General features: G+C 44.8%; 16 protein-coding genes and 1 pseudogene. 16 read left to right on the top strand and 1 reads right to left on the bottom strand.

All coding sequences use genetic code 11. The features are described from left to right. Positions 1 to 20: 20 nt before the first annotated feature. From dnaK to E4N69_RS10460, 9 genes are all read left to right on the top strand, one after another. Positions 21 to 1,937 carry a molecular chaperone DnaK gene (dnaK, locus tag E4N69_RS10500; protein ID WP_253823789.1) on the top strand — a complete coding sequence of 639 codons (1,917 nt, stop codon included), beginning with the start codon at positions 21 to 23 and terminating at the stop codon, positions 1,935 to 1,937. Positions 1,938 to 2,174: 237 nt separating this feature from the next. Then, positions 2,175 to 3,326, top strand: a complete 1,152-nt coding sequence (gene dnaJ / locus E4N69_RS10495) for a molecular chaperone DnaJ (RefSeq protein WP_253823788.1) — start codon at positions 2,175 to 2,177, stop codon at positions 3,324 to 3,326. Between the two features lie 383 nt (positions 3,327 to 3,709). Further along, a complete protein-coding gene (locus E4N69_RS10490; protein WP_253823787.1) occupies positions 3,710 to 5,068 on the top strand; it encodes a hypothetical protein in 1,359 nt (452 codons plus the stop codon). 37 nt (positions 5,069 to 5,105) lie between these two features. Continuing rightward, positions 5,106 to 5,600, top strand: a complete 495-nt coding sequence (locus E4N69_RS10485; protein WP_253823786.1) for a methylated-DNA--[protein]-cysteine S-methyltransferase — start codon at positions 5,106 to 5,108, stop codon at positions 5,598 to 5,600. 24 nt (positions 5,601 to 5,624) lie between these two features. After that, positions 5,625 to 7,448, top strand: coding sequence for a TerB N-terminal domain-containing protein (locus tag E4N69_RS10480; protein WP_253823785.1), 1,824 nt, complete (start codon positions 5,625 to 5,627; stop codon positions 7,446 to 7,448). Beyond that, entirely contained in the window at positions 7,445 to 8,776 is a 1,332-nt protein-coding gene (locus E4N69_RS10475; protein ID WP_253823784.1) for an ATP-binding protein, read from the top strand. The genes E4N69_RS10480 and E4N69_RS10475 overlap by 4 nt, the downstream gene beginning before the upstream one ends. A gap of 310 nt (positions 8,777 to 9,086) precedes the next feature. Further along, positions 9,087 to 9,953 carry an Rpn family recombination-promoting nuclease/putative transposase gene (locus tag E4N69_RS10470; RefSeq protein ID WP_253823783.1) on the top strand — a complete coding sequence of 289 codons (867 nt, stop codon included), beginning with the start codon at positions 9,087 to 9,089 and terminating at the stop codon, positions 9,951 to 9,953. A 170-nt stretch (positions 9,954 to 10,123) separates the two neighbouring features. Continuing rightward, positions 10,124 to 12,367, top strand: coding sequence for a DEAD/DEAH box helicase (locus E4N69_RS10465; protein WP_253823782.1), 2,244 nt, complete (start codon positions 10,124 to 10,126; stop codon positions 12,365 to 12,367). Positions 12,368 to 12,434: 67 nt separating this feature from the next. Continuing rightward, complete coding sequence (locus E4N69_RS10460; RefSeq protein WP_253823781.1) at positions 12,435 to 15,524, top strand: AAA domain-containing protein; 3,090 nt, start codon at positions 12,435 to 12,437, stop codon at positions 15,522 to 15,524. 37 nt (positions 15,525 to 15,561) lie between these two features. On the opposite strand, the pseudogene E4N69_RS12825 reads toward E4N69_RS10460, so the two are convergent. Further along, positions 15,562 to 15,639 (bottom strand): annotated as a pseudogene (locus tag E4N69_RS12825) (flavodoxin family protein); the annotation flags it as partial. A gap of 61 nt (positions 15,640 to 15,700) precedes the next feature. On the opposite strand from E4N69_RS12825, the gene E4N69_RS10455 reads away from it, so the two are divergent. From E4N69_RS10455 to E4N69_RS10425, 7 genes are all read left to right on the top strand, one after another. Continuing rightward, a complete protein-coding gene (locus E4N69_RS10455) occupies positions 15,701 to 16,285 on the top strand; it encodes a flavin reductase family protein (protein WP_162664237.1) in 585 nt (194 codons plus the stop codon). 257 nt (positions 16,286 to 16,542) lie between these two features. Further along, a complete protein-coding gene (locus E4N69_RS10450) occupies positions 16,543 to 17,778 on the top strand; it encodes a dicarboxylate/amino acid:cation symporter (protein WP_253672900.1) in 1,236 nt (411 codons plus the stop codon). 27 nt (positions 17,779 to 17,805) lie between these two features. After that, positions 17,806 to 19,173 carry a CCA tRNA nucleotidyltransferase gene (locus E4N69_RS10445; RefSeq protein WP_253823780.1) on the top strand — a complete coding sequence of 456 codons (1,368 nt, stop codon included), beginning with the start codon at positions 17,806 to 17,808 and terminating at the stop codon, positions 19,171 to 19,173. 175 nt (positions 19,174 to 19,348) lie between these two features. After that, positions 19,349 to 19,963 carry a TetR/AcrR family transcriptional regulator gene (locus E4N69_RS10440; RefSeq protein WP_253823779.1) on the top strand — a complete coding sequence of 205 codons (615 nt, stop codon included), beginning with the start codon at positions 19,349 to 19,351 and terminating at the stop codon, positions 19,961 to 19,963. Between the two features lie 142 nt (positions 19,964 to 20,105). After that, positions 20,106 to 20,336: a type II toxin-antitoxin system antitoxin VapB gene (locus tag E4N69_RS10435; protein WP_162664233.1), complete on the top strand. Its 231-nt coding sequence runs from the start codon at positions 20,106 to 20,108 to the stop codon at positions 20,334 to 20,336. After that, positions 20,336 to 20,737, top strand: coding sequence for a type II toxin-antitoxin system tRNA(fMet)-specific endonuclease VapC (locus E4N69_RS10430; protein ID WP_253823778.1), 402 nt, complete (start codon positions 20,336 to 20,338; stop codon positions 20,735 to 20,737). Before E4N69_RS10435 ends, E4N69_RS10430 begins: the two co-directional genes overlap by 1 nt. Before the next feature lie 72 nt (positions 20,738 to 20,809). Beyond that, the gene (locus tag E4N69_RS10425) at positions 20,810 to 21,256 is read left to right on the top strand and encodes a hypothetical protein (protein WP_253823777.1); all 447 of its coding nucleotides are present in this window, start codon (positions 20,810 to 20,812) and stop codon (positions 21,254 to 21,256) included. Positions 21,257 to 21,312: the final 56 nt, after the last annotated feature.

Below are 21,312 nucleotides of genomic sequence, written 5' to 3'. Positions count from 1 at the left end.
ACAAATAAGGAGTTTTTATTATGGGAAAGATTATCGGAATTGACTTAGGAACAACCAACTCTTGTGTTGCGATTATGGAAGGCGGAGAGCCCGTCGTTATCCCAAATGCCGAAGGAGGACGTACCACGCCTTCTATCGTTGCGTTCAAAAAAGATGAACGGATTGTCGGTCAACCTGCTAAAAACCAGATGATTACCAATCCCGAAGGTACCATCTATTCGGTAAAACGGTTTATCGGCCATCGGTACAGCGAATTAACCGACGAGTTAAAACGTGTTCCGTATAAAATCGTACCGCAGGGTGATGATGTCCGCATCGAAGTGGACGGTAAAAAATACTCAACTCAGGAAATTTCAGCGTTTATTCTGCAGAAAATGAAGAAAACCGCAGAAGACTATTTAGGTGAACCGGTAACGGAAGCGGTTATCACCGTTCCTGCATACTTTAACGACGCACAGCGCCAAGCAACAAAGGATGCCGGTAAAATCGCAGGATTGGATGTAAAGCGGATTATCAACGAACCGACGGCGGCTTCGCTTGCATTCGGCTTTAACAAGGATTCAAAGAAAGAGAAGGTTATCGCGGTCTACGACCTTGGCGGTGGTACCTTCGATATTTCGATTTTGGAATTGGGCGACGGCGTATTCGAGGTTAAATCGACCAACGGCGACACCCACTTGGGTGGCGATGACTTTGATAACCGCATTGTGGAGTGGCTCGAAAAAGAGTTTAAGGCCGATCAGGGTATCGACCTTTCAAAGGATCGTATGGCATTGCAGCGGCTCCGTGAAGCGGCGGAAAAAGCAAAGATCGAGCTTTCCAGCCGTGCAGAAACGGAAATCAACCTTCCGTTCATCACCGCCGACGCAAACGGTCCCAAGCACTTGCAGAAAACGCTGACCCGTGCAAAGTTTGAGCAGATGACCGATGACCTTTTTGAACGCACGAAAGAACCGTGCCGCAAAGCTCTAAAGGATGCAGGGCTTGAACCGAATCAGATCGATGAAATCCTGCTGGTCGGCGGTTCTACCCGTATGCCGAAGGTTGCGCAGATTATCAAAGAAATTTTCGGTAAAGAAGGCTCAAAGGGCGTAAACCCCGACGAAGCGGTTGCTGTCGGCGCTGCTATTCAGGGCGGTATTTTGGGCGGCGATGTCAAAGACGTACTGTTGCTCGATGTTACCCCGCTTTCGCTCGGTATCGAAACGATGGGCGGCGTGTTCACTCCGTTGATCAACCGTAACACCACTATTCCTACCCGCAAGAGCCAGGTATTCTCTACTGCGGCTGACGGACAAACTGCGGTTTCAATTCACGTCTTGCAGGGTGAGCGCGGTATGGCAAGCCAGAACCGGACGCTCGGCAACTTCGACTTGGTCGGTATTCCTCCGGCTCCCCGCGGTGTTCCGCAGATTGAAGTTACCTTCGACATCGACGCGAACGGTATTGTGCATGTTTCCGCAAAAGACCTTGGAACGGGTAAAGAACAGCACATCCGCATCGAAAGTTCCAGCGGCTTGAGCGAAGATGAAATCAACCGCATGGTGAAGGAAGCGGAGGCCAACGCCGAAAACGATAAGAAAGAGCGCGAAAAGGTTGAGGTACGCAACGAAGCGGATTCGATGATCTATCAGACCGAAAAGACCTTGAAGGAAATGGGAGATAAGGTAAACGCAGCTGATAAGCAGCGTATCGAAGATGCCGTTGCAACCTTAAAGAAAGCGATTGAAGGCGGAGATACTGCCGACATTAAGTCCAAGACCGAAGCGTTACAGCAGGCTGCATACAAAATTGCAGAAGAAATGTACAAGCAGCAGGGCACCGGTGCAGCGGGAGCTGCCGGAGCGGGTGCAGCAGGCGGTGCTGCCGACAGCGGCCCCACCAAGGGAACCGCCGACGACGTGGACTACGAAGTCGTAAAAGACGAAGATAAATAACTAAGAAGTTTTTCTTCTATGCGAAATTTTCTTGAATTTTTCTTGAAAATTTCGCATATTTTTTTTACAATAAGGGTAAGCGTAACAAATAAATAGAAACAAATCGCAGACGGAGAGACTATTGTTGTTAAGAATAGACTTTCCGTTAGCCTTTTAGAAAGAGGCGAGGCAGAATAACCTTATTATTCTGCGGATATATTCAAAAAATGTCTGCTGCGCTTACCCTAGGAGCTTATTTTGGCACAACGAGATTATTATGAGGTATTGGGTGTAGCAAAGACCGCTACTGCTGATGAAATAAAAAAAGCCTATCGCAAATTGGCAATTCAATATCACCCTGATAAAAACCCCGGAAATAAAGAAGCGGAAGAAAAATTTAAAGAGGCGACTGAAGCCTACGAAGTGCTCATTGACGATAAAAAACGCAGCGTCTATGATCAATACGGTTTTGACGGTGTTAAAAATATGGGCGGCGGTTTTGACCCGTCCGCATTCCAAGGCTTTGAAGATATCTTCGGCGGCGGCGGAGGTCTTTCCGACCTGTTCGAAAGCTTATTCGGCGGAGGCAGCTTTGGAGGATTCGGCGGATTCGGTTCATCGAGCCGCGGTTCGTCACGAGGCAGCAGCGGCCCCGCGCGGGGCGCAAACCTCCGGTATGACCTGCAGATCGATTTTACCGACGCTGTATACGGCAAGAAGATTGAAATACAGTATTCACGCGACGAGCATTGTTCGGAGTGCAAAGGCTCGGGAAGCGTCGGCGGGAGCGGCAGAAAGATGTGCCCCGACTGTAAGGGTACCGGACAGGTACGGCAGAATACCGGCTTTTTCTCCATTGCGAGTACGTGTCGGCGCTGCGGCGGATCGGGAACTATTATCGAAAATCCGTGCAAAAAATGCGGCGGTTCCGGCTTAGAGCGGAAAAAGCAAAAAATCATTATCACAATTCCCGCCGGCGTAGAAGAAGGAAAGCGTATCACCATTCCCAAACAGGGGAATGCAGGTTCAGGCGGCGGCGATTACGGCGACCTCTACGTATTCATCTTTATTAAGCCGCATCACTTATTTGAACGGCACGGAAATGACCTGTACTGTGTAATTCCCATCTCGATGACGCAAGCCGCGCTCGGAGGAGAGATAACCGTAAAATCGCTGAACGATAAGCGCCTGACGGTAAAAATTCCCGCCGGTACGCAGCATGGCGATGCGCTCAAGGTGCGCGGAGAAGGTGTTCCCGCAGCAAGCGGCAGAACCGGCGACCTCTACCTCAAGGTCATCATAAAAATACCGACGCGAATATCTTCAAACGGAAGGAAACTGCTCAGCGAATTTTCGGCAATGGAAGGTGAAAATACGGCGCCGGAGATGGTATCGCTGTCTAAGCTATAGGTAAATGCATCAGACCGTTTGGTATATAACCCCGCAAAATAAGCGGCTGTATCAGCAGAGTTTCACCGCTACGCGGTTCAAATGCTGCTCCAGCCGCTTATTTTGCGATATGTGTAGCACCTGTCTGATGCATTTACCTTGCTTACGGAAAAAAGGGGATGAAATTTTATTCAAAATTTCACCCCAAGGAAGGTAAACGCATCAGACTGTTTGGTGCGGTTGCCCGCAGAATAATGGGGCTGTTTCGTCAGCCTTTTGAAAGAGACGGTGTAGATACGAGGCGCAAGCACAAATTAACCGCAGGCGTATCTTTGATACGTTGAGGATTAATTTGTGCGCAGTAACGAAGTAGATGCGCCGTATATTTCAAAAGATGGGGGAAGATGATGAAAAAAAAATCAATACTGGCGGGTATTCTGTTTTGTCTGTGCTGTGCGGCGGCGTTGAATGCGGAAGAGGCAGCCGATGACTTCGGCTTTGACAGTGAGGCGGAATCGGGCAGTGCTTTTTCGATTGATATCGGCGGAAAGCTTTCCCTCGGCGGCTCGTTTTATTTTAACGATTTTAAGACTTTTAAGGATGTACAGCCCGGCTCGCTGGTTGAGGGAAAGCTGCACGTTCACGCAACGGCGCCGATGACGGAAGCGTATTTCGGCGTTAAGCTTAACGGTAAAACCCTCGCTCCCTTGCTCGGCAAGGAGCAGGACGTTTTTCCCAAAAGCCCCCAGATTGCTCCGTGGATTGACGAAGCATATCTCAAAATGCTCTTTGGTTCGGTAGTCATTACCGGCGGTATCCAAAAGATGAACTGGGGACGAGCGGAAGATTTGAGCGTGCTTGATATCGTCAATCCTCGCGATAAAACCGACCTTACGCTGATGTATGCCCCGCAGGAGATGAAAATTGCCCGCCCGCTCATATCCGCTACTGTGTACCTTCCGCACGATCTCAAACTGGAAGGCGTATATTTGCCGGTATTTGAAGGGAACCGCATCGTTACCGGAAAAACCGGCCGCTGGTATTCGCAGCAATTTGACCGGATTGTGCAAACCGACCCGTCGTTTTTTACCCGTGCGGTTAGCACAGTTAAAACCAATACCCTCGCATATTCGCAGGGCGGCGGGCGGCTTACGGCTGCCGTAGGAGGCAAGCACGACTTCGGCATTCAGTATTTTTACGGTTGGCTGCCGGAGCTTGCGTTTAAAACCCTTTCCCCTACAACCTTTACCGGTCTCTATAATCCCTACCACCACATCGGTATCGACTACGGTGTCGGAGTCGGCCCCGTATCGCTCAGTGCGGAATTCGCCGCAAATATCACCTCGGATTTATCAGGCAATAATCCTTCCATATATAACCCGTCGCTTGCGTGGAATATCGGCGCGGTCTATTCCGCACCCCTCGGCTTTCAGCTCAGCTTAACGGCAACAGAAAATATTCGGCTTCATCATAACAGAAGCGTTGCTCAAATCAACGATGTGGAATACGGCAAAAAAGCAACGGATACAAAGCTCGCATTTTCCGTATCGCAAACGCTCTTGCGTAATTCCTTGGAATGGAAGCTTGGCGCCATTGTCGGGCTTGAAGACGCAGACTTTTGCATTATGCCGGGTATTCACTGGCAGCTCGCAACCTTGCTTATCGACTGTAATGTCGGTATCTTCGGCGGTAAAAAGACCGGAAACTTCGGACAATTTTCCCGCAATAGCTTTATCAGGCTCACTCTCGCGTATGAGTTTTAAAACAGGTTGCCTTGAAATGTGATAACCGAGGATACGTATGACATATACCCAATGGTATGATTCTCCGCTGGGGAACATTTTGCTGGCAGCAGACAGCGCAGGTTTGACCGGCGTGTGGTTCAACGGCGAAAAGTTTTTTGCTCAGTATCTTGAAGAACAGCATGAAGAAAAAGAAACTCCGTTTTTGCACCAAACAAAGCGATGGCTTGATGTCTATTTTTCCGGAAAAGAACCGGATTTTACCGTACCGTTCCATTTTAACGGAACGGATTTCCAAAATGCAGTATGGAATATCCTCTGTACTATTCCATACGGGCATACAACTACCTACGGTGAAATAGCTAAGCAGATTGCCCGCTGGCGGGGTCTATCCCGTATGTCCGCACAGGCGGTGGGCGGCGCAGTCGGTCATAATGGAATTTCTATTATCGTGCCCTGTCATCGCGTTATCGGAGCGAACGGTAACTTAACCGGCTATGCAGGCGGCCTTGATAAAAAAAGAGCATTACTGACGCTGGAGAAAATTCTTTAAGATGCAGGCAAATACAGTGTGGGTATGATAGATATATTAAAATTTGCGAAAGACTTGGAATCGGCACCGCAGCAGATGATACACAAAGCGGGCGGCTGCAATAATGAAAACGGCTTCACGGTGATTCTCGATAACAGCAATACGGAGCAGGCTCAGTATCGGGACGCGCCGCTTTTCTATGGTCAGACACTGACGATAAAACCACCGAATGATAATACAACAGCACAACAAACCACATCATTCGGTAATAATCCCAAGCCAACGCAAAAAACGGCACCGGATAGAGCTTCAAACAGCGCAACACCAAAAGCGAAAAAGTATGTTCCGGAGCAAATCCGCAGAATGAAGAATCTCTATCAATATGGGAATGGTTCTTTTAAGCAGATATGTAAAAACTTCTATGTGCAGGGAAAATTCATGGAGAACTATGAAGATAATGTTCCTTGGAAAGGAGAAATCAGCACTTATTATTGGTCGACCTATCATAATTTATCTTTAGCTCAGCTGCGTGGGTATTTTACATGGCGGACTGAATTGCGGAAGGGAAACTATCAGAAGCACTGCGAAACGTTTGTATCGATGTATCTGTATGAGCTGCTCAATGGGATAGGAACGAAATCGGTGGAAGACAGTCTTAGGAAAATGGAAGAATTTGAAACGGGTTATATCGATTCAGGATTTGGCGACAAATATCTGCGAGATATGCTTCATCGCTGGATGCTGGAATTCGCTGTATTGAAGGGACTTGCCCCGGATATTACCCGTAAATATGCGGACAGCGACATACTGGAAAAAGACGCCGCAGTTGAAATTCTTCACTATCCGGAAAAATTCAATGCTCAGGAAGTGTTTAATGCGCTCTGTGTGTTCGGTGGGAAGAAGACTGCCGAATCGAAGCTGATACAAGAGCGCGGGACGGAAGCTATCACCCTCTTTGCAGCGGTATGGCAGCTTGCTTCCGTTCAATATCAAGAAGATGGAAAAAAACTTTTTCAACTTTGTTTTGGGCGCCGAAGAGCACAGGACTGGCACCCTCTTGAGTACACACTTTACTATGATAATAGTAAGAAAAGAAAATCCGTCGCATATGAGCTGAATCCTTCTCGATCATATCTCTTTAAAGAGGGAGCATGGTATGTGGTAACGTATCAAAGCTACTATTTTAATAGAAAGATAATTGCTGACTTTTTACATGAAACAGACCGGAGACTGCGCTTATACCTGAAAACAGGCCATCCGTTAAAAGAGCGAAAAGAAGCGGCGTGGGCGGTATCTTATATAGAAGCGGTTATCGCAGCGGATGCACAGGCAAAAATCGAAGCTGCGCGTCCTAAGATCTCGATTGACTTTTCAGGCCTGGATAAAATCAGAAAGGATGCGCTTGAAACTCAAGACAGCCTGTTAACCGAGGAAGAGACGATGGGCTCGCCGGAGGCTGCGTCCAAACAGACGGAAAACTCAAAGCACACCGGTACTCCCGAATATGGCGGAGATGCTATACCGGACGCTGCATCTATACCGATTCCGGCGGCCGTTCCATCGACCGCATCTATGCCGTCCGCAGCAGCGCCGTCAGGTTCAGCATTCGGAGCATCCGGTTCATCCGGAGTGTCCGTTCCGTTAGATGATATGCAAATGCAGCTGTTGCGGATGCTGCTCCGCGGAGAGCCGGTGCTGGAATTGATTGCAGCACAGCACGGAATGCCGAGCGTTATTGCCGATGCTATCAACGAAGCCTTGTTTGATCTTATCGGCGATACGGTGGTAGAATGCGACGGCAAAACAATTATCCTTGTGGAAGATTATCGTGATAATATCATCGGGATATTGGGAGAAGATATAGAATGAACGAAGCGGAAAGAAAAGTTCCAAAACGGATTGCGCAAACGGTATTGCATTCTTTAAAAGGCGGTGTTGTGCCCCGTATCGGGCTGCCTTATATCACTGTCGGAAGAAAAAATGAAATCCAAGCCTTGCTGCATGATGTTGATATTATCTCCGAAGGCGGCGCTTCGTTCCGCTTTATTGTCGGGCGGTATGGCGCGGGGAAGAGTTTTTTACTGCAAGCTATCCGAAATTATGTGATGGATCGCGGGTTCATTGTTGCGGATGCAGACCTGTCTCCGGAACGGAGGCTGCAAGGAACGCGGGGACAGGGGCTTGCAACTTATCGCGAGCTGATCGGGAATCTTTCCACAAAGACAAAACCGGAGGGCGGTGCACTCACGCTGATATTGGAGCGGTGGATCAGCACCGTGCAAAGTGAAGCCTTGCAAGAAAGCGGGCTTCAACCCGGAGACCCGGCACTGACTGCGCTTGTCGATCAAAAGATTTACGCGGTAACCGCTTCGGTGAGCGAGCTGGTACACGGTTTTGAGTTTGCTCAATTACTTTCAGCCTATTATCATGCCTACCTCAAGAGCGATGATGAAACGAAAGCAAAAGTAGTGCGGTGGTTCCGGGGCGAATATGCCCTCAAGCGTGAAGCAAAGGAAGAACTCGGTGTCAATATCATTATTACGGATGATGACTGGTACGAGTATCTCAAACTCTTTGCAACATTTTTCCGGCTGGCGGGTTATTCCGGCATGATGATTATGATCGACGAACTCGTCAATATTTATAAAGTTCCCAACTCCATCACGCGCCAGTACAATTACGAAAAACTCCTCACTATGTACAACGACACCTTACAGGGAAAGGCAAAATACCTCGGCATTATCATGGGGGCAACACCGCAGGCGATAGAGGATAAGCGGCGCGGTGTGTACAGCTACGAGGCGCTCCGCTCCCGTCTTGCAGAGGGGAAGTTTTCCAAGCCCGGTGCACGGGACTTACTTGCGCCGGTAATCCGGCTTGACCCGATTACTGCGGAAGAAATGCTGATCCTCTGTGAAAAGCTCGCTGTGATGCACGCCGGTCTCTACGGCTATGAGCAGAAAATCACCACAAATGACTTGGCTGGGTTTATTAAAATTGAATATGAGCGAATCGGCGCCGATGTGCATATCACCCCGCGCGAAGTAATCAGGGATTTTATCGAGTTGCTGGATATTTTGTACCAAAATCCGGGAATGAGCGTTATCGAGTTACTAAACTCCGATACATTTTCGTACGCAAAGTCTGATGCGGTATCGGACACCACCGATGAAAACTATGCCGAGTTTACGATTTAAGGTGAGTGCGCAGAAGAGCGATGGATTGATGAACGAAGAAATGAGCAGAAGCGATTTTTTATACGATTTTTCTTGCAGACAGTGACGTACAGCCAATTAACAGCGTACTTTGTGCTTTGGCGGTTAAGCTATCTATGCGGTATCTTTAAAAATTCGGTAGTCTGTGCTATAATGAACATGTCTGATAACTGCGTTTTCGAACAAGTTTAATACTCGAACTTAGCATAGGGTTCGAGTTGAGTTTTGAACTGTGCTCAAAACTCATGAGTATCGGCCGACCGGTATCCATGCCGGAATAGGATGAACAGGTATGAGTACGGTAAACAGAAAATATAAAGATTCAGTGTTCGTTGATCTATTCAGTGAGGATGAAAAGGCTAAAGAGAACTTTTTATCGCTCTATAATGCCTTGCATAATACTAATTTACAGCTTTCATGCCCAGTAGAAAACATACGCCTTGATAATGTCATGTACATGAATATTGTCAACGATGTTTCCTGCCTTGTAGACAACAAAATCATCGTTCTTGCGGAGCATCAGTCTACCGTAAACGAGAATATGCCTTTACGCTTTTTGGAATACGTCGCAAGGATCTATGAAAAGTTACAAGCACCAACAGACAGGTATCTAAGGAAGTTATCAAAAATCCCGACACCTGAGTTCTTCGTCTTCTACAACGGATTAAACGACTACCCTGAAACTACAGTGTTAAAACTATCCGATGCTTTTATTACAAAACCTGAACGGATACCGTTAGACCTTGAGGTAAAGGTATATAACATAAACAAAAGCAAGGGAGCTGAAGTATTGCGCCGTTGCAAAACCTTAGACGAATACAGTTTGTTTATTGAAGAGGTGCGCCTTCAAACGCAACTCGACCCTGAAAACGGCTTTACCAATGCAGTAAAGATATGCATAGAAAAGGGAATCTTAAAAGAATACTTACAAAGAAAATCACGGGAGGTAATCAATATGCTAGTAGCCGAATATGATTATGACACGGATATTGCGGTACAGAGAGAAGAAGCAGGCAGAATAGCTTTTGCGCAAGGAATATCTCAAGGCTCCCGTCAAAAAGCTCTCGAAACGGCAAAAATGATGCTCACTATGGGCTATCCCCTTGCAGATATTTGCAAAATAGCGGGTATCTCCCCAGCAGAAGTCGAAGCACTATAGCTACCTACGCGTACTTCCGCGGTTACTTTAAAGATAAACCGTAAAGGCGCTAAGAATGCAGAGGAATAACCAAAGGGTGAGCTGACTGGATTCCCCGTACTCAGTACTGACATGAGCGGCGGTGATTCAAATGTGTACAAGAAGGTACGCTACTCAACAGAAAAACTGCGATGGACATTTTTAATCAATACGCCCCTTTTGTACAGGATTATATTTACCGCTCCGGCTGGCAGGCGCTTCGTGCGGTGCAGAATGCGGCGGGTGATGCTCTTTTCAATACCGATAACAATGTGCTGCTGACGGCATCCACCGCCTCCGGCAAAACCGAAGCGGCATTTTTTCCAATCTTGAGCCTCTTATACGAAGAGCCTGCTGCCTCGGTGGGAGTGTTGTACATTGCTCCGCTCAAGGCGCTCATCAATGATCAGTTCGGACGGCTGAACGAGCTTTGCGAGGAAGCGGGAATCGCCGTAACGCGATGGCATGGTGATGCGCCGCAGAGTCAAAAGCGGAAGCTGCTCCGTAAACCGGCGGGGATTTTGCAGATCACTCCGGAATCCCTTGAAGCGCTGATGATCACTAAGCAGAGCGAAATCCCCGCTTTGTTCCATGACCTACGCTTTATCGTCATTGATGAAGTCCACTCCCTGCTGCGTGCCGACCGCGGCGGGCAAACCTTTTGCCTGATCGAGCGGCTCTGCCGGACTGCGGGCTGCAATCCCCGGCGGGTTGGGCTTTCCGCCACACTCGGTAACCCTGAAGAAGCAGGCGCTTTTCTTGCTGCAGGCAGCGGGAGAGAAACAGTTATCCCCAAATGCGACGGCGGCAAAGAAGTGTGGCGGCTTTCGATGGAACACTTCTTCAATACGGAGCCGCAAGCTGACGAAGGTAAGCCCATCACAGTAGAGGCGCTTACCGTAGAAGCCGCGACGGACACTGCCCCCAAGGCTGCCGATCCGGGGATGGGCTATATCTTTGAGCATACCCGCGGTAAAAAATGCCTCGTGTTTACCAATTCCCGCGAGGAGTGTGAATCCGTATGCCAGCACCTCCGGCAATACTGTGAAGCCAACCACGAGCCCGACCGCTTTTTAATTCACCACGGCAACCTTTCCGCTTCGTACCGCGAAAGTGCGGAAGAAGAGATGAAGGATGACGACTCGCTTATCAGTGTGTGCGCTACCGCTACACTGGAGCTGGGGATTGATATCGGGAGACTGGAGCGGGCATTCCAGATTGATGCACCCTTTACCGTTTCCGGTTTTTTACAGCGTATGGGACGTACCGGACGGCGCGGCACTCCTTCGGAAATGTGGTTTGTTATGCGGGAAGATCATCCCGAAGCGCGGGCGATGCTGCCGGAGATGATCCCGTGGTATCTTATTCAAGGGATTGCACTCGTTCAGCTTTATATCGAAGAGCGCTTTGTGGAACCGCCGCGCACGGAAAAGCTGCCCTTCTCCCTGCTCTATCACCAGACCATGAGTACGCTTGCCTCCTCAGGCGAGATGACACCGGCTGAGCTTGCATCCAGAGTACTGACACTTTCGGTATTCCGCCGCATCAGTCAGGAGGACTTCCGCACCTTGCTCCGGCACCTTATCACTATTGATCATATCAACCGCACGGAAAACGGCGGGCTGATTGTCGGGATTACCGGGGAGCGGGTTGTCAATAATTATAAGTTTTACGCAGTGTTCCAAGAAAATATCGAATACACGGTGCGTTCCGGTTCCGAAGAGCTGGGAACAATCGTCAAGCCGCCGCCTGCGGGCGAGAAGATAGCCATTGCAGGCAGGGTGTGGGCAGTGGACGAGGTGGATCACCAGCGGCGCGAGGTATACTGTACGCTGGTAAAGGGGAATATCCCTGCGTATTTCGGTGATGTGGCAGGCGATATACATACCCGTATCTTGGAACGGATGCATACTGTCCTTGCCGAACAGAAAAGCTACCCGTACCTGATGCGCCATGCCGTGTGCCGGTTGCAGGAAGCGCGGAATACGTTCAGCAAGGCAGGGATGGACAGTCATCCGCTCATTTCCCTCGGCGGCACTCTGTGGGCGCTCTTTCCTCAGCTGGGTAGTTATGCCTTTCTTGCGCTGGAACGCTTTCTCAAGCGCCGCTGCGGTGCACGGCTGGGCTTAAAAGGCTTGAGTCCGTCCAGACCGTACTACCTGCAGTTCACCATGCAGGTAAGCGCACAAGAATTCTATCGCATTATTGCCGAAGAAGCCGCACAAAACTTTGACCCGCTGGAGCTTGTGTACGAGAACGAAGTTCCTATCTTTGACAAATACGACGAGTATGTTCCCTCTGAGCTGGTGCGCAAAGGATTTGCCTTAGGAGTGCTGGATATCGCCGGAATGAAGCAGCGGGTACTGGGATGGAAGGGGAATGCGGAGAAAGCATAATATGAAATACAGACTAAGTTATACAATATGTCTATACTTCTAAGTAACAACAATATCGGATACTCTTATGAATAACATTACAAGACAAATTTTTCGTGCAGTATATGAAGGAAAGTGGCTCTATGTTGAGTACTGCAATAAAAAAAGTGAGCAAGTTTCTCGATTCTGGATAGGAATAAAAGACATTCTCAAAAATAAGGACGGAACATTGTACACTTTACAATGCAGTGGCCTCCATCTTCATACGTATACACTTGCAGATAATATGTTGCTTTCTGTAGAACGTATACTATCGGCAAGTATTGTAAATGGTACATATATGCCGATAAATCAACATCTTGTTGACGATATTGATTGTAATCCTGCAAAGTATGAATTACTATTTGATGGCTCTGCAAACTTCAAAATTCTCAATTACCTTGCGGATTGCAATAAATTTGAAAGTATTCCGTCATTAAACAATGATTTTTGCCTCATAGAAAATTTAGATGACAATGTCCTCCTCAGTAATCCACAAGAATATTGCTTATCTGATACGCAGTATCGAGAAATTGTTGATGCGTTTAATAAAAAACTGAATATAAAGCAGAAAAAACATCAAATGGAGGGACAGCTGTGTCTAAATAAACTAAGCCTTTATACCCGGAAAGGGCTATATGTACTTGCGTATCGTGAAATATTTTTAAATGTCGAAAAACATACATTAGAAATATCAAACGAAATTTCTTTTAATAAAGAATTCTATATGAATGCCGATTCGGACGACGGTAAGATTGAAAGTATTCGTCGCTTTCTTGAACCATGTGAATTATATCTACTCAAAGATTTTGATAAAAACTTACAAAAAATTGAAAACATTATTCAGGAAAAAATTTCAAAAGAAAAAATAGATGATCGTCCGTATTTTTTATATTTACAACGAAATGTCAAAGTCAATCTTGAAAAAGAATACGAATCGATTCTGACTATGTATGAAACCGGTAAGGTCTCCATTCCAATACGTGCATTCTTCGGCGAACTGCATAGTATTGAAAAAAATGAAAATGATATACCTATAACATTACTGAATAAAAAAATAAATCTTGATCAGCTGCTTTCCATACACAATGCAATGCATAGTCCTGTATCATATACGCAAGGACCGCCCGGAACGGGCAAAACCAATACAATAATAAACACTATTATCACCGCATTCTTTAACAACAAAACGGTTCTATTTTCTTCGTATAACAACCATCCAATCGATACTGTGTTTCAGACTTTAAGTTCACTGCAATATAAAAGACACTCCGGAACTATCGATACTATACCATTTCCAATTCTCCGCCTTGGCAGTAATGAGAAAGTAAAAGAAGCATTAGACTATATAGAAACGCTGTATCAAAAATGTTCAAACATTACAATATATAGTACAACACTTGAACGAAATAAATACGATACGATAGAGCGAACAAAAAAACTATCGACATTGTTAAAAAATCATCAAGAAACGGTAGAACTTGCCGAACGAAAAGATACACTTGAAGCAATGCTTGAAAAAAACACAAGTATGGAAATGCGGCTTGTTTTGGAAGGACAGCAGCTTAATGCAATCAGAAAGAAACTTAATGAAATCCCCAAGGTTTCCGATCAGGATGCTCTTAATCTTTTGGAAAATGATGAAAATGAATTTCTAAAATATCTTTATTATATATCAGCAAGATATATCCAACAGCTCTCAGAACCGGAGTATGATGATCTTCGTCTTATTTTAAAACTTGAAAAAGAGGAAGAACGCATTACGGCTTTTAATAAATATACATCCGTCGATGATAATATTTGCAAACTGCAAAAGATTTTTCCGATTATTGCAACTACTTGTATTTCGGCGCATAAACTCGGCAGTGGCAAACTTTGTTTTGATTGCACTATAATTGATGAAGCCAGTCAGTGTAATACAGCTCTATCACTTATCCCGATTATACGCGGTAAAACGCTTATGCTGGTAGGTGATCCGCAACAGCTTAATCCGGTAATTACCTTGGATGAGAATATCAACAAAGCATTAAGAACAAAATACGGTATTTCTGACGATTACGATTATATTACAAATTCAATCTATAAAACTTTTTTAGCAAACGATTCAATCAGCGAAGAAATCTTACTTCATAATCATTATCGTTGTAATAAAAAAATCATTCAATTCAATAATGAAAAATATTATAACAACCGGTTAAATATAGTATCAGAGTCTACGGTTTCGGAACCATTGGTATTTTATAATGTTGATAGTACAAGAACTAATTTTAAAAATACTTCCAAACAAGAAGCGGAAGCGATTGTACATTATATAAAAAATAATCCTGATAAAAGTATCGGGATTATTACTCCGTTTAGAAGTCAAAAGGAACAGATAGAATTTTCAATAAGGGAAGCTGGTATCAATCCAAAAAAATACAGTTGCGGAACGGTTCATGCATTCCAAGGCGACGAAAAGGATGTTATTCTATTCTCACTCGCATTGACCGATACCACTAATAATAAAACTTACGAGTGGTTAAAAAATAATGGTGAGCTTATCAATGTTGCAACATCCCGTGCAAAAGATCGCCTTGTGATATTTTCAAATAATACTGTTCTTAATCAGCTGCACCGGAATGCAGAGAAGACAAAATCAGACGATATCTATGAACTTGCGGAATATGTAAAAGCAAAGGGCTCATACAAGATAACAAACTGTACAAATGATTCGCGAGCACTTGGTACAAAACCGTATAAAACGGAAACAGAAGACGCTTTTTTGGAAACATTGAACCATGCACTTTCAATTATTTCTTTAAAAAATAAAAAATACTGCGTCGAAACAGAAGTACAAGCTTCGCATATTTTTAAACCGGGGACGGTTCATCGGGACTATTTTTTTCGATGCAGTTTTGATTTTGTGATTTATAAAATCGGCTATAGAAATAAGAAAGAACCAATCCTTGCGATTGAATTAAACGGACGAGAGCATTATAATAATGCGACCATAAAAGATAATGACACGAAGAAAAAAGATATTTGCAAAGAGCAAGGATTTACCCTTATTCCTGTAGAAAATTCTTATGCTCGGCGGTACAACTATATCAAAGATATATTAGTCGGATATTTTGGTCAGGCGCCCGATTCATATAAGTAGACAGATTGTTAATGGTGTATATAATTAGTCCATCGGTTGGTGCACCGAGTGAGACGGCAAGTGCGATTTTTCTTTCTGTCAGAGCTTTGCCTTTTGATCCGTATGCCCAGCCATTTATTTATAATCTCTATGCGAACATGCTGTTAAAAAAACAAGACAGCGTATAGGAGGACACAATGCAGAGCCATACAAAAAAAGAGCTGGGAGTTCATCCGTTTTTATTCCCGATGCCCGTACTCATGATAGCGACTTACGGTGAGGATGGAAAAGTTGATGTAATGAATATGGCATGGGGCGGTATCTGTGCAGAAAATATGGTTTTGATGAATCTTGATGAAAAACATAAGACTGCGGCGAATCTCAAGTACAAAAAAGCGTTCACCCTCAGTGTTGCGGATATCCCTCATATCGAGGAAGCGGATTTCTTTGGTATTGCAAGCGGAAATACGATGCCGGATAAATTTGAACGCAGCGGCTTAACGGCGGTTAAGAGCGCCAAGGTGGACGCACCGATTATCCAAGAGTTTCCCCTTACGCTTGAGTGCAAAGTAGTAGAGATAAAAAATGCAGTGTTCGGCTTTTACGTTGTCGGGGAAATCGTCGGAGTTCTTGCAGATGAGGCTGTTTTAAACGAAAAGGGCAAAGTTGAACCGTCAAAGCTCAATGCATTCATTTTTGATCAATTCCAAAACGGCTATTATGCCATCGGAGAAAAAGTCGGCCAAGCATGGAAGTCAGGCGTAGATTTGATGAAAAAATAGCTTGATGCGTTTACCTTCCTTTTGTGCAAAATTTTATCCAAAATTTCGCACATTTTTCCGGTAGACGGGTAAACGCATCAGGGAAATAGCTCCAATTCTGCAAAATATATAGGCTGGGAGACCATTTGAGCTGCGTAGCAGCGAAACTCTGGTTGAACAGCCTATATATTTTGCAGGGCTGTCACAACTACCTGATGCGTGTACCCGCAGCGTGCTGGCGTTGACGCAGTACAATCTTTGGGTTACACTCAGTCGTTATGAAAATTTGGTTGAAATATTTTATCGGTATTGTGTTGGGGGTAACCTTTGCTCTTGTCGCCGGTGCTGAAAATACGCTATTTGTACAAGCTGTAGACTTTTTATCAAAAGCAGCGATACAGTTCGGAAGGTATGCCCTCTATCCGGCAGTTTTTTTCGGATTTACGCTCAGTATCTTTGAATTACGTGAAAATAGAAGTCTGCTCAAAGTTGCGATTATTACAAGCCTCATTATCTGCGGTGCCGCATTATTATTGTCCTGTATCGGATTAATATCCGTACTTATTCATACACCCGCTCGTATACCTATTTTTGTAGAAGGCATATCCGATGTACAAGTTCTTGGTGTGAAAGAATCGCTATTACAATTACTTCCTTCCAGCTCGTTTGAAGCACTGATAAATGGAACCTATATCCTGCCGCTTTGCATTTTCGGTGGGTTTGCAGGAGCCGGCTGTGCCGTTGACAGAAATATTGCGAAGCCGACCATCACGCTTATCGATTCCTTGGCGCGGATTTCTTATGCGGTACTGGTCTTTTTTGTGGATATGCTGGTATTCGGTATGGTAGCCGTTTCGTCCTACTGGGTAATTAAATTTCACGAAATGCTCTTGACTGCGGTTTTTGCCGATTTTGCAATTCTGCTTATTGTCGATTTGTTGATTATCGCGCTTGTTATTTATCCCGCATTATTGAAAATCTTTTGCCGCGATATCAATCCGTATCGAGTTCTCTATGCAAGCCTCGCACCCATGATGGCAGCTTTTTTTTCACAGGATACCCATGTTGCGCTCAGTGTATTGCTGCGTCACTCCAACGAAAGCCTCGGTGTACGCCGGCGCATTTCCTCCGTTGCCCTTCCTGTTTTCTCTATTTTTGGAAGAGCGGGTTCGGCTTTAGTCATTACCGTTAGTTTTGTTGTGATTTTAAAATCTTATTCGATTAATGTATTTAGGATAGCTTTTAGCGATATATTTTGGCTTGTGGGATATGCCTCTCTCTTTTCATGTTTGCTCGGACGGTTTTCTATCGGGGGAACATATATTGCGCTGACCTCCTTGTGTATGCTTTACGGACGAGGCTTTGAGTCGGGGTATTTGATTTTACGTCCGGCTGCGTTTTTTATCAGCTCCATCGCGGCAGCAATTAACGCATTAACTGCAATAACGGGAACCTATATCACAGCGTATCGATTCAACATGACCGGCAGAAAAGATTTACGATTCTTTATTTAACCGAAGCCGGTATTGAAGTGTAAAATTATGGAACAAAAATTTCCCGTTTCTTCTCTGCTCAAAGAAATCAGCGGATATTTCCATGAAGCGGGCTTTTCCGCATATCTCGTAGGAGGGGCTGTCCGCGATTTTTTCTTAAAGAAAAAAGCAAGCGATTGGGATATTGCAACCAATGCGCAACCGCAGGAAGTAATGCGCTTATTCCGGCGGACAATTCCTACCGGAATAGAACACGGTACCGTTACTATCATCTATAAAAATAAGCATATCGAATGTACAACTTTCCGTACCGAAACGGATTATATCGACGGACGGCACCCTGCAGCGGTTGCATATACGGCAAGTATAGAAGCAGACCTTGCCCGCCGCGATTTTACGATGAATGCCATTGCAGTTTCTCTTCCTGACGGAGAAATCGTCGATCCCTTTAACGGCAGAGCGGATATCCGTGCAGGGCGGATTCAAACAGTCGGGAATCCGCTCGACCGATTTTTAGAGGATGGCTTGCGTCCCGTCCGTGCTGTCCGCTTTGCAGCGCAGCTCGACTTTACCGTCGATGCAGGAACATTGCAAGCAATCCCGCAGGCGCTGCATATCACCAAAAAAATTTCGATTGAACGATTCCGCGAAGAGTTTACAAAAATGCTCAGCTGTCAAACCCCGCTTACCGGCTTGCGGCTAATGGAAAGCACGGGGCTGCTGAATCTCTTTATTCCGGAACTGATGGAATGCCGTGGCATCGGGCAGGGAAGCTATCATCACTTTGATGTACTCGACCACAGTTTTCTGGTGTGCAATGCCTGCCCAGCAGGAATGGAACACATCCATATCCGGCTTGCGGGACTTTTCCACGATATCGGGAAGCCCGCTGCCCGCAAGGAAGCGGCGGACGGCAGCTGTACCTTTTACCGTCATGAAGCTATTTCCGAGAAAATGACTCGCAGCATTATGCGACGCCTGAAATACTCCAATGCCGAAATAGAAAAGACTGCTCATTTAGTTGCCGAACACATGTTCCATTATGATCCTTCATGGACTGACGCCGCTGTCCGCCGTTTTATCGTCCGCGTTGGGAAAGAAAATATCGATGATTTATTTGCGTTGCGAAAAGCGGATGTTTTCGGGCTCACCGGTACGTATGCAGAGCCGAACTTTCTTGTAGAATTTACGGCACGGATTGATACGCTCCTCAAAGAGGACGGGGCGTACAGCCTTAAAGATTTAGCGGTTAATGGAAAGGATCTAATGGCTATCGGTATCCCGGCGGGGAAATGTCTCGGTCTTGTTTTGCATGATCTTTTGGAAACGGTATTGGATGATCCTGCGCAAAACACTAAAGAGGCGCTCTTACCCATTGCCGCAGCGCTCTATGAGCGGATACAACGGTTTCAATAGGTATGGGTTAGCATTTTTTCCCTACAGTCTGTTTTATACCCTCCGTTAGATTTGAGAGGTGACAAGGTGCAAAAAACGGTATCAAAATTGAAAGATATTAAAGACATGACATCTTTCAATCGGTCTATCGTAAAACGATAGTTTCGGAAGATACCGATTAGCATTGGAGTACAATATGAACATATCCGACACACAGAAAAAAATATTGGAAATCGGCAAACAGGAATTTTTGCAGAAAGGTTTTAAGGATGCATCATTAAGGAAAATTGTAGCGGATGCCGGTTTTACGCAGGGGGCATTCTACGGTTATTACCCCGATAAGGAAGCATTATTTACCGCGCTGGTATCCGAAGCGGCAGACGGTTTGGTTGAACAATTCAAACATGCGCAAGAAGCTCACTTCGATTTAATTGAAAAAAGTAAAACGCAATTCAGCAGAAAACTGTCTACGGAATATCTGCAGATTTTCGTAAACTATATTTATGATAATTTCGATGCATTTAAACTCGTAATTTGCCGGTCTGCCGGAACAAAGTACGAGCACTATATTCACGATTTAGTTGAGCTTGAGGTATCCGTCACCGAAAAATACTACCGCCTTTTACGAAAGCGAGGAAAGCTTGAAGGTGTTGTGAGCCGTGAACTGCATCACATGATTACAAGCGCCTATTTTACCGCCGTGTTTGAAACAGTTGCTCATGATATGTCTCGCAAAAAAGCGCTTGAGTATGTAAAAGAATTAGCCGTCTTTTTTAACTGCGGTTGGGACGGTATTTTAAAGCTAACGTAAGATTGTGAAGTGGTGTCGCTGTAAGCAATACTATTTTGAGATATGACCGATGATGCATATGCAAATCTCGTATATAGGATCAACTAAAGATTGACATGCGTAAACATCTGTGTATATATTATCATATATACGGAGGATTATTATGGTTTGTGCAAAAGTCTTTATGAGTGGGAACAGTCAAGCGGTGAGGATTCCAAAAGAATTTCATATTGACGATACAGAACTCTTTATCAAGAAGATTGGAACAACAATAATTTTGTATCCTCAAAATCGTCCCTGGGAAAATCTTAAAAAAAGTTTATCGGAATTCTCTGATGACTTTATGGCGGAAGGGAGAAAGCAACCTTCATTGACAGAAAGAGAAGCATTTTAATGTATTTGCTGGATACGAATATTTGTATTTTTCTCATTAAGAATACATTTCCCGTTCTCACTAAAAGGATTTTTTCGACAAGCGGTAATGATCTGTTTTTATCGTCTATTTCAATCGCTGAAATGGAATATGGCGCCTCAAAAAGTCAGAACAGAGAAAAAAATCGAAAGGCTTTATTAGACTTTTGTATTGATTTTAATATTCTTGATTTTACGGCAGAAGATACGGAGGCATATGGTATGATCAGATCGTATCTTGAAAAAGAGGGGAACGTTATCGGTCCGTATGATATGCAAATCGCAGCCCAAGCTATGACAAGAAATTTAATCGTTATAACAAATAATTACGATGAGTTTGCTAGAATTCCCTGGATAAAAGTAGAAGATTGGACAAAGAAATAGGACAAACCAAAACAGCCGATTCAACTTAACATTGTGGTGCAATATCTAACGGCTAGTGTTATGAGGAGTACTATGCGTTTTATAATTGAAACAAAGAAATCAAAGGATGAGATTCTGCAAATCATACGTGGCAATACTTACATAGAAACTTCTGTATTTGATTTTCCCAAAGGAGACAAATATTTTGAAGGGAGCGTATCTGAAAATTCATTTAAAATTTGTAGATGTATACATTATCGAAATTCATTTTTACCTTTGATAATTGGAACTATTGAAGCACATGAGTATGGTTCAACAATCAACATCAGAATGAGAATGGCTATCTCTGTTATCGTTTTTTTAGTTGTATGGTTTACCGGCGTGCTTGCGGGATGTTTAATAGTTCCATTCGCCGGATTTCCTATGCCGGCTGCTTTAGTCCCTTATATCATGCTTGTTTTTGGGATTTTGCTTGTCATAATCCCAAATAGAATTGAAGCTAAAAAGGCAAGAGAAAAGTTAGAAGAGCTTTTAATATAAGCTTAAACGAGAATTTTTCCTACCACCCTCCACTCCCTTGACAAAGTTGCTCCTTT

The organism is Treponema sp. OMZ 906, from assembly GCF_024181185.1.
Classification (GTDB): domain Bacteria; phylum Spirochaetota; class Spirochaetia; order Treponematales; family Treponemataceae; genus Treponema.
Note: the sequence above shows the minus strand (reverse complement) of the source record. Positions and strands in the feature narration are given on the sequence as shown.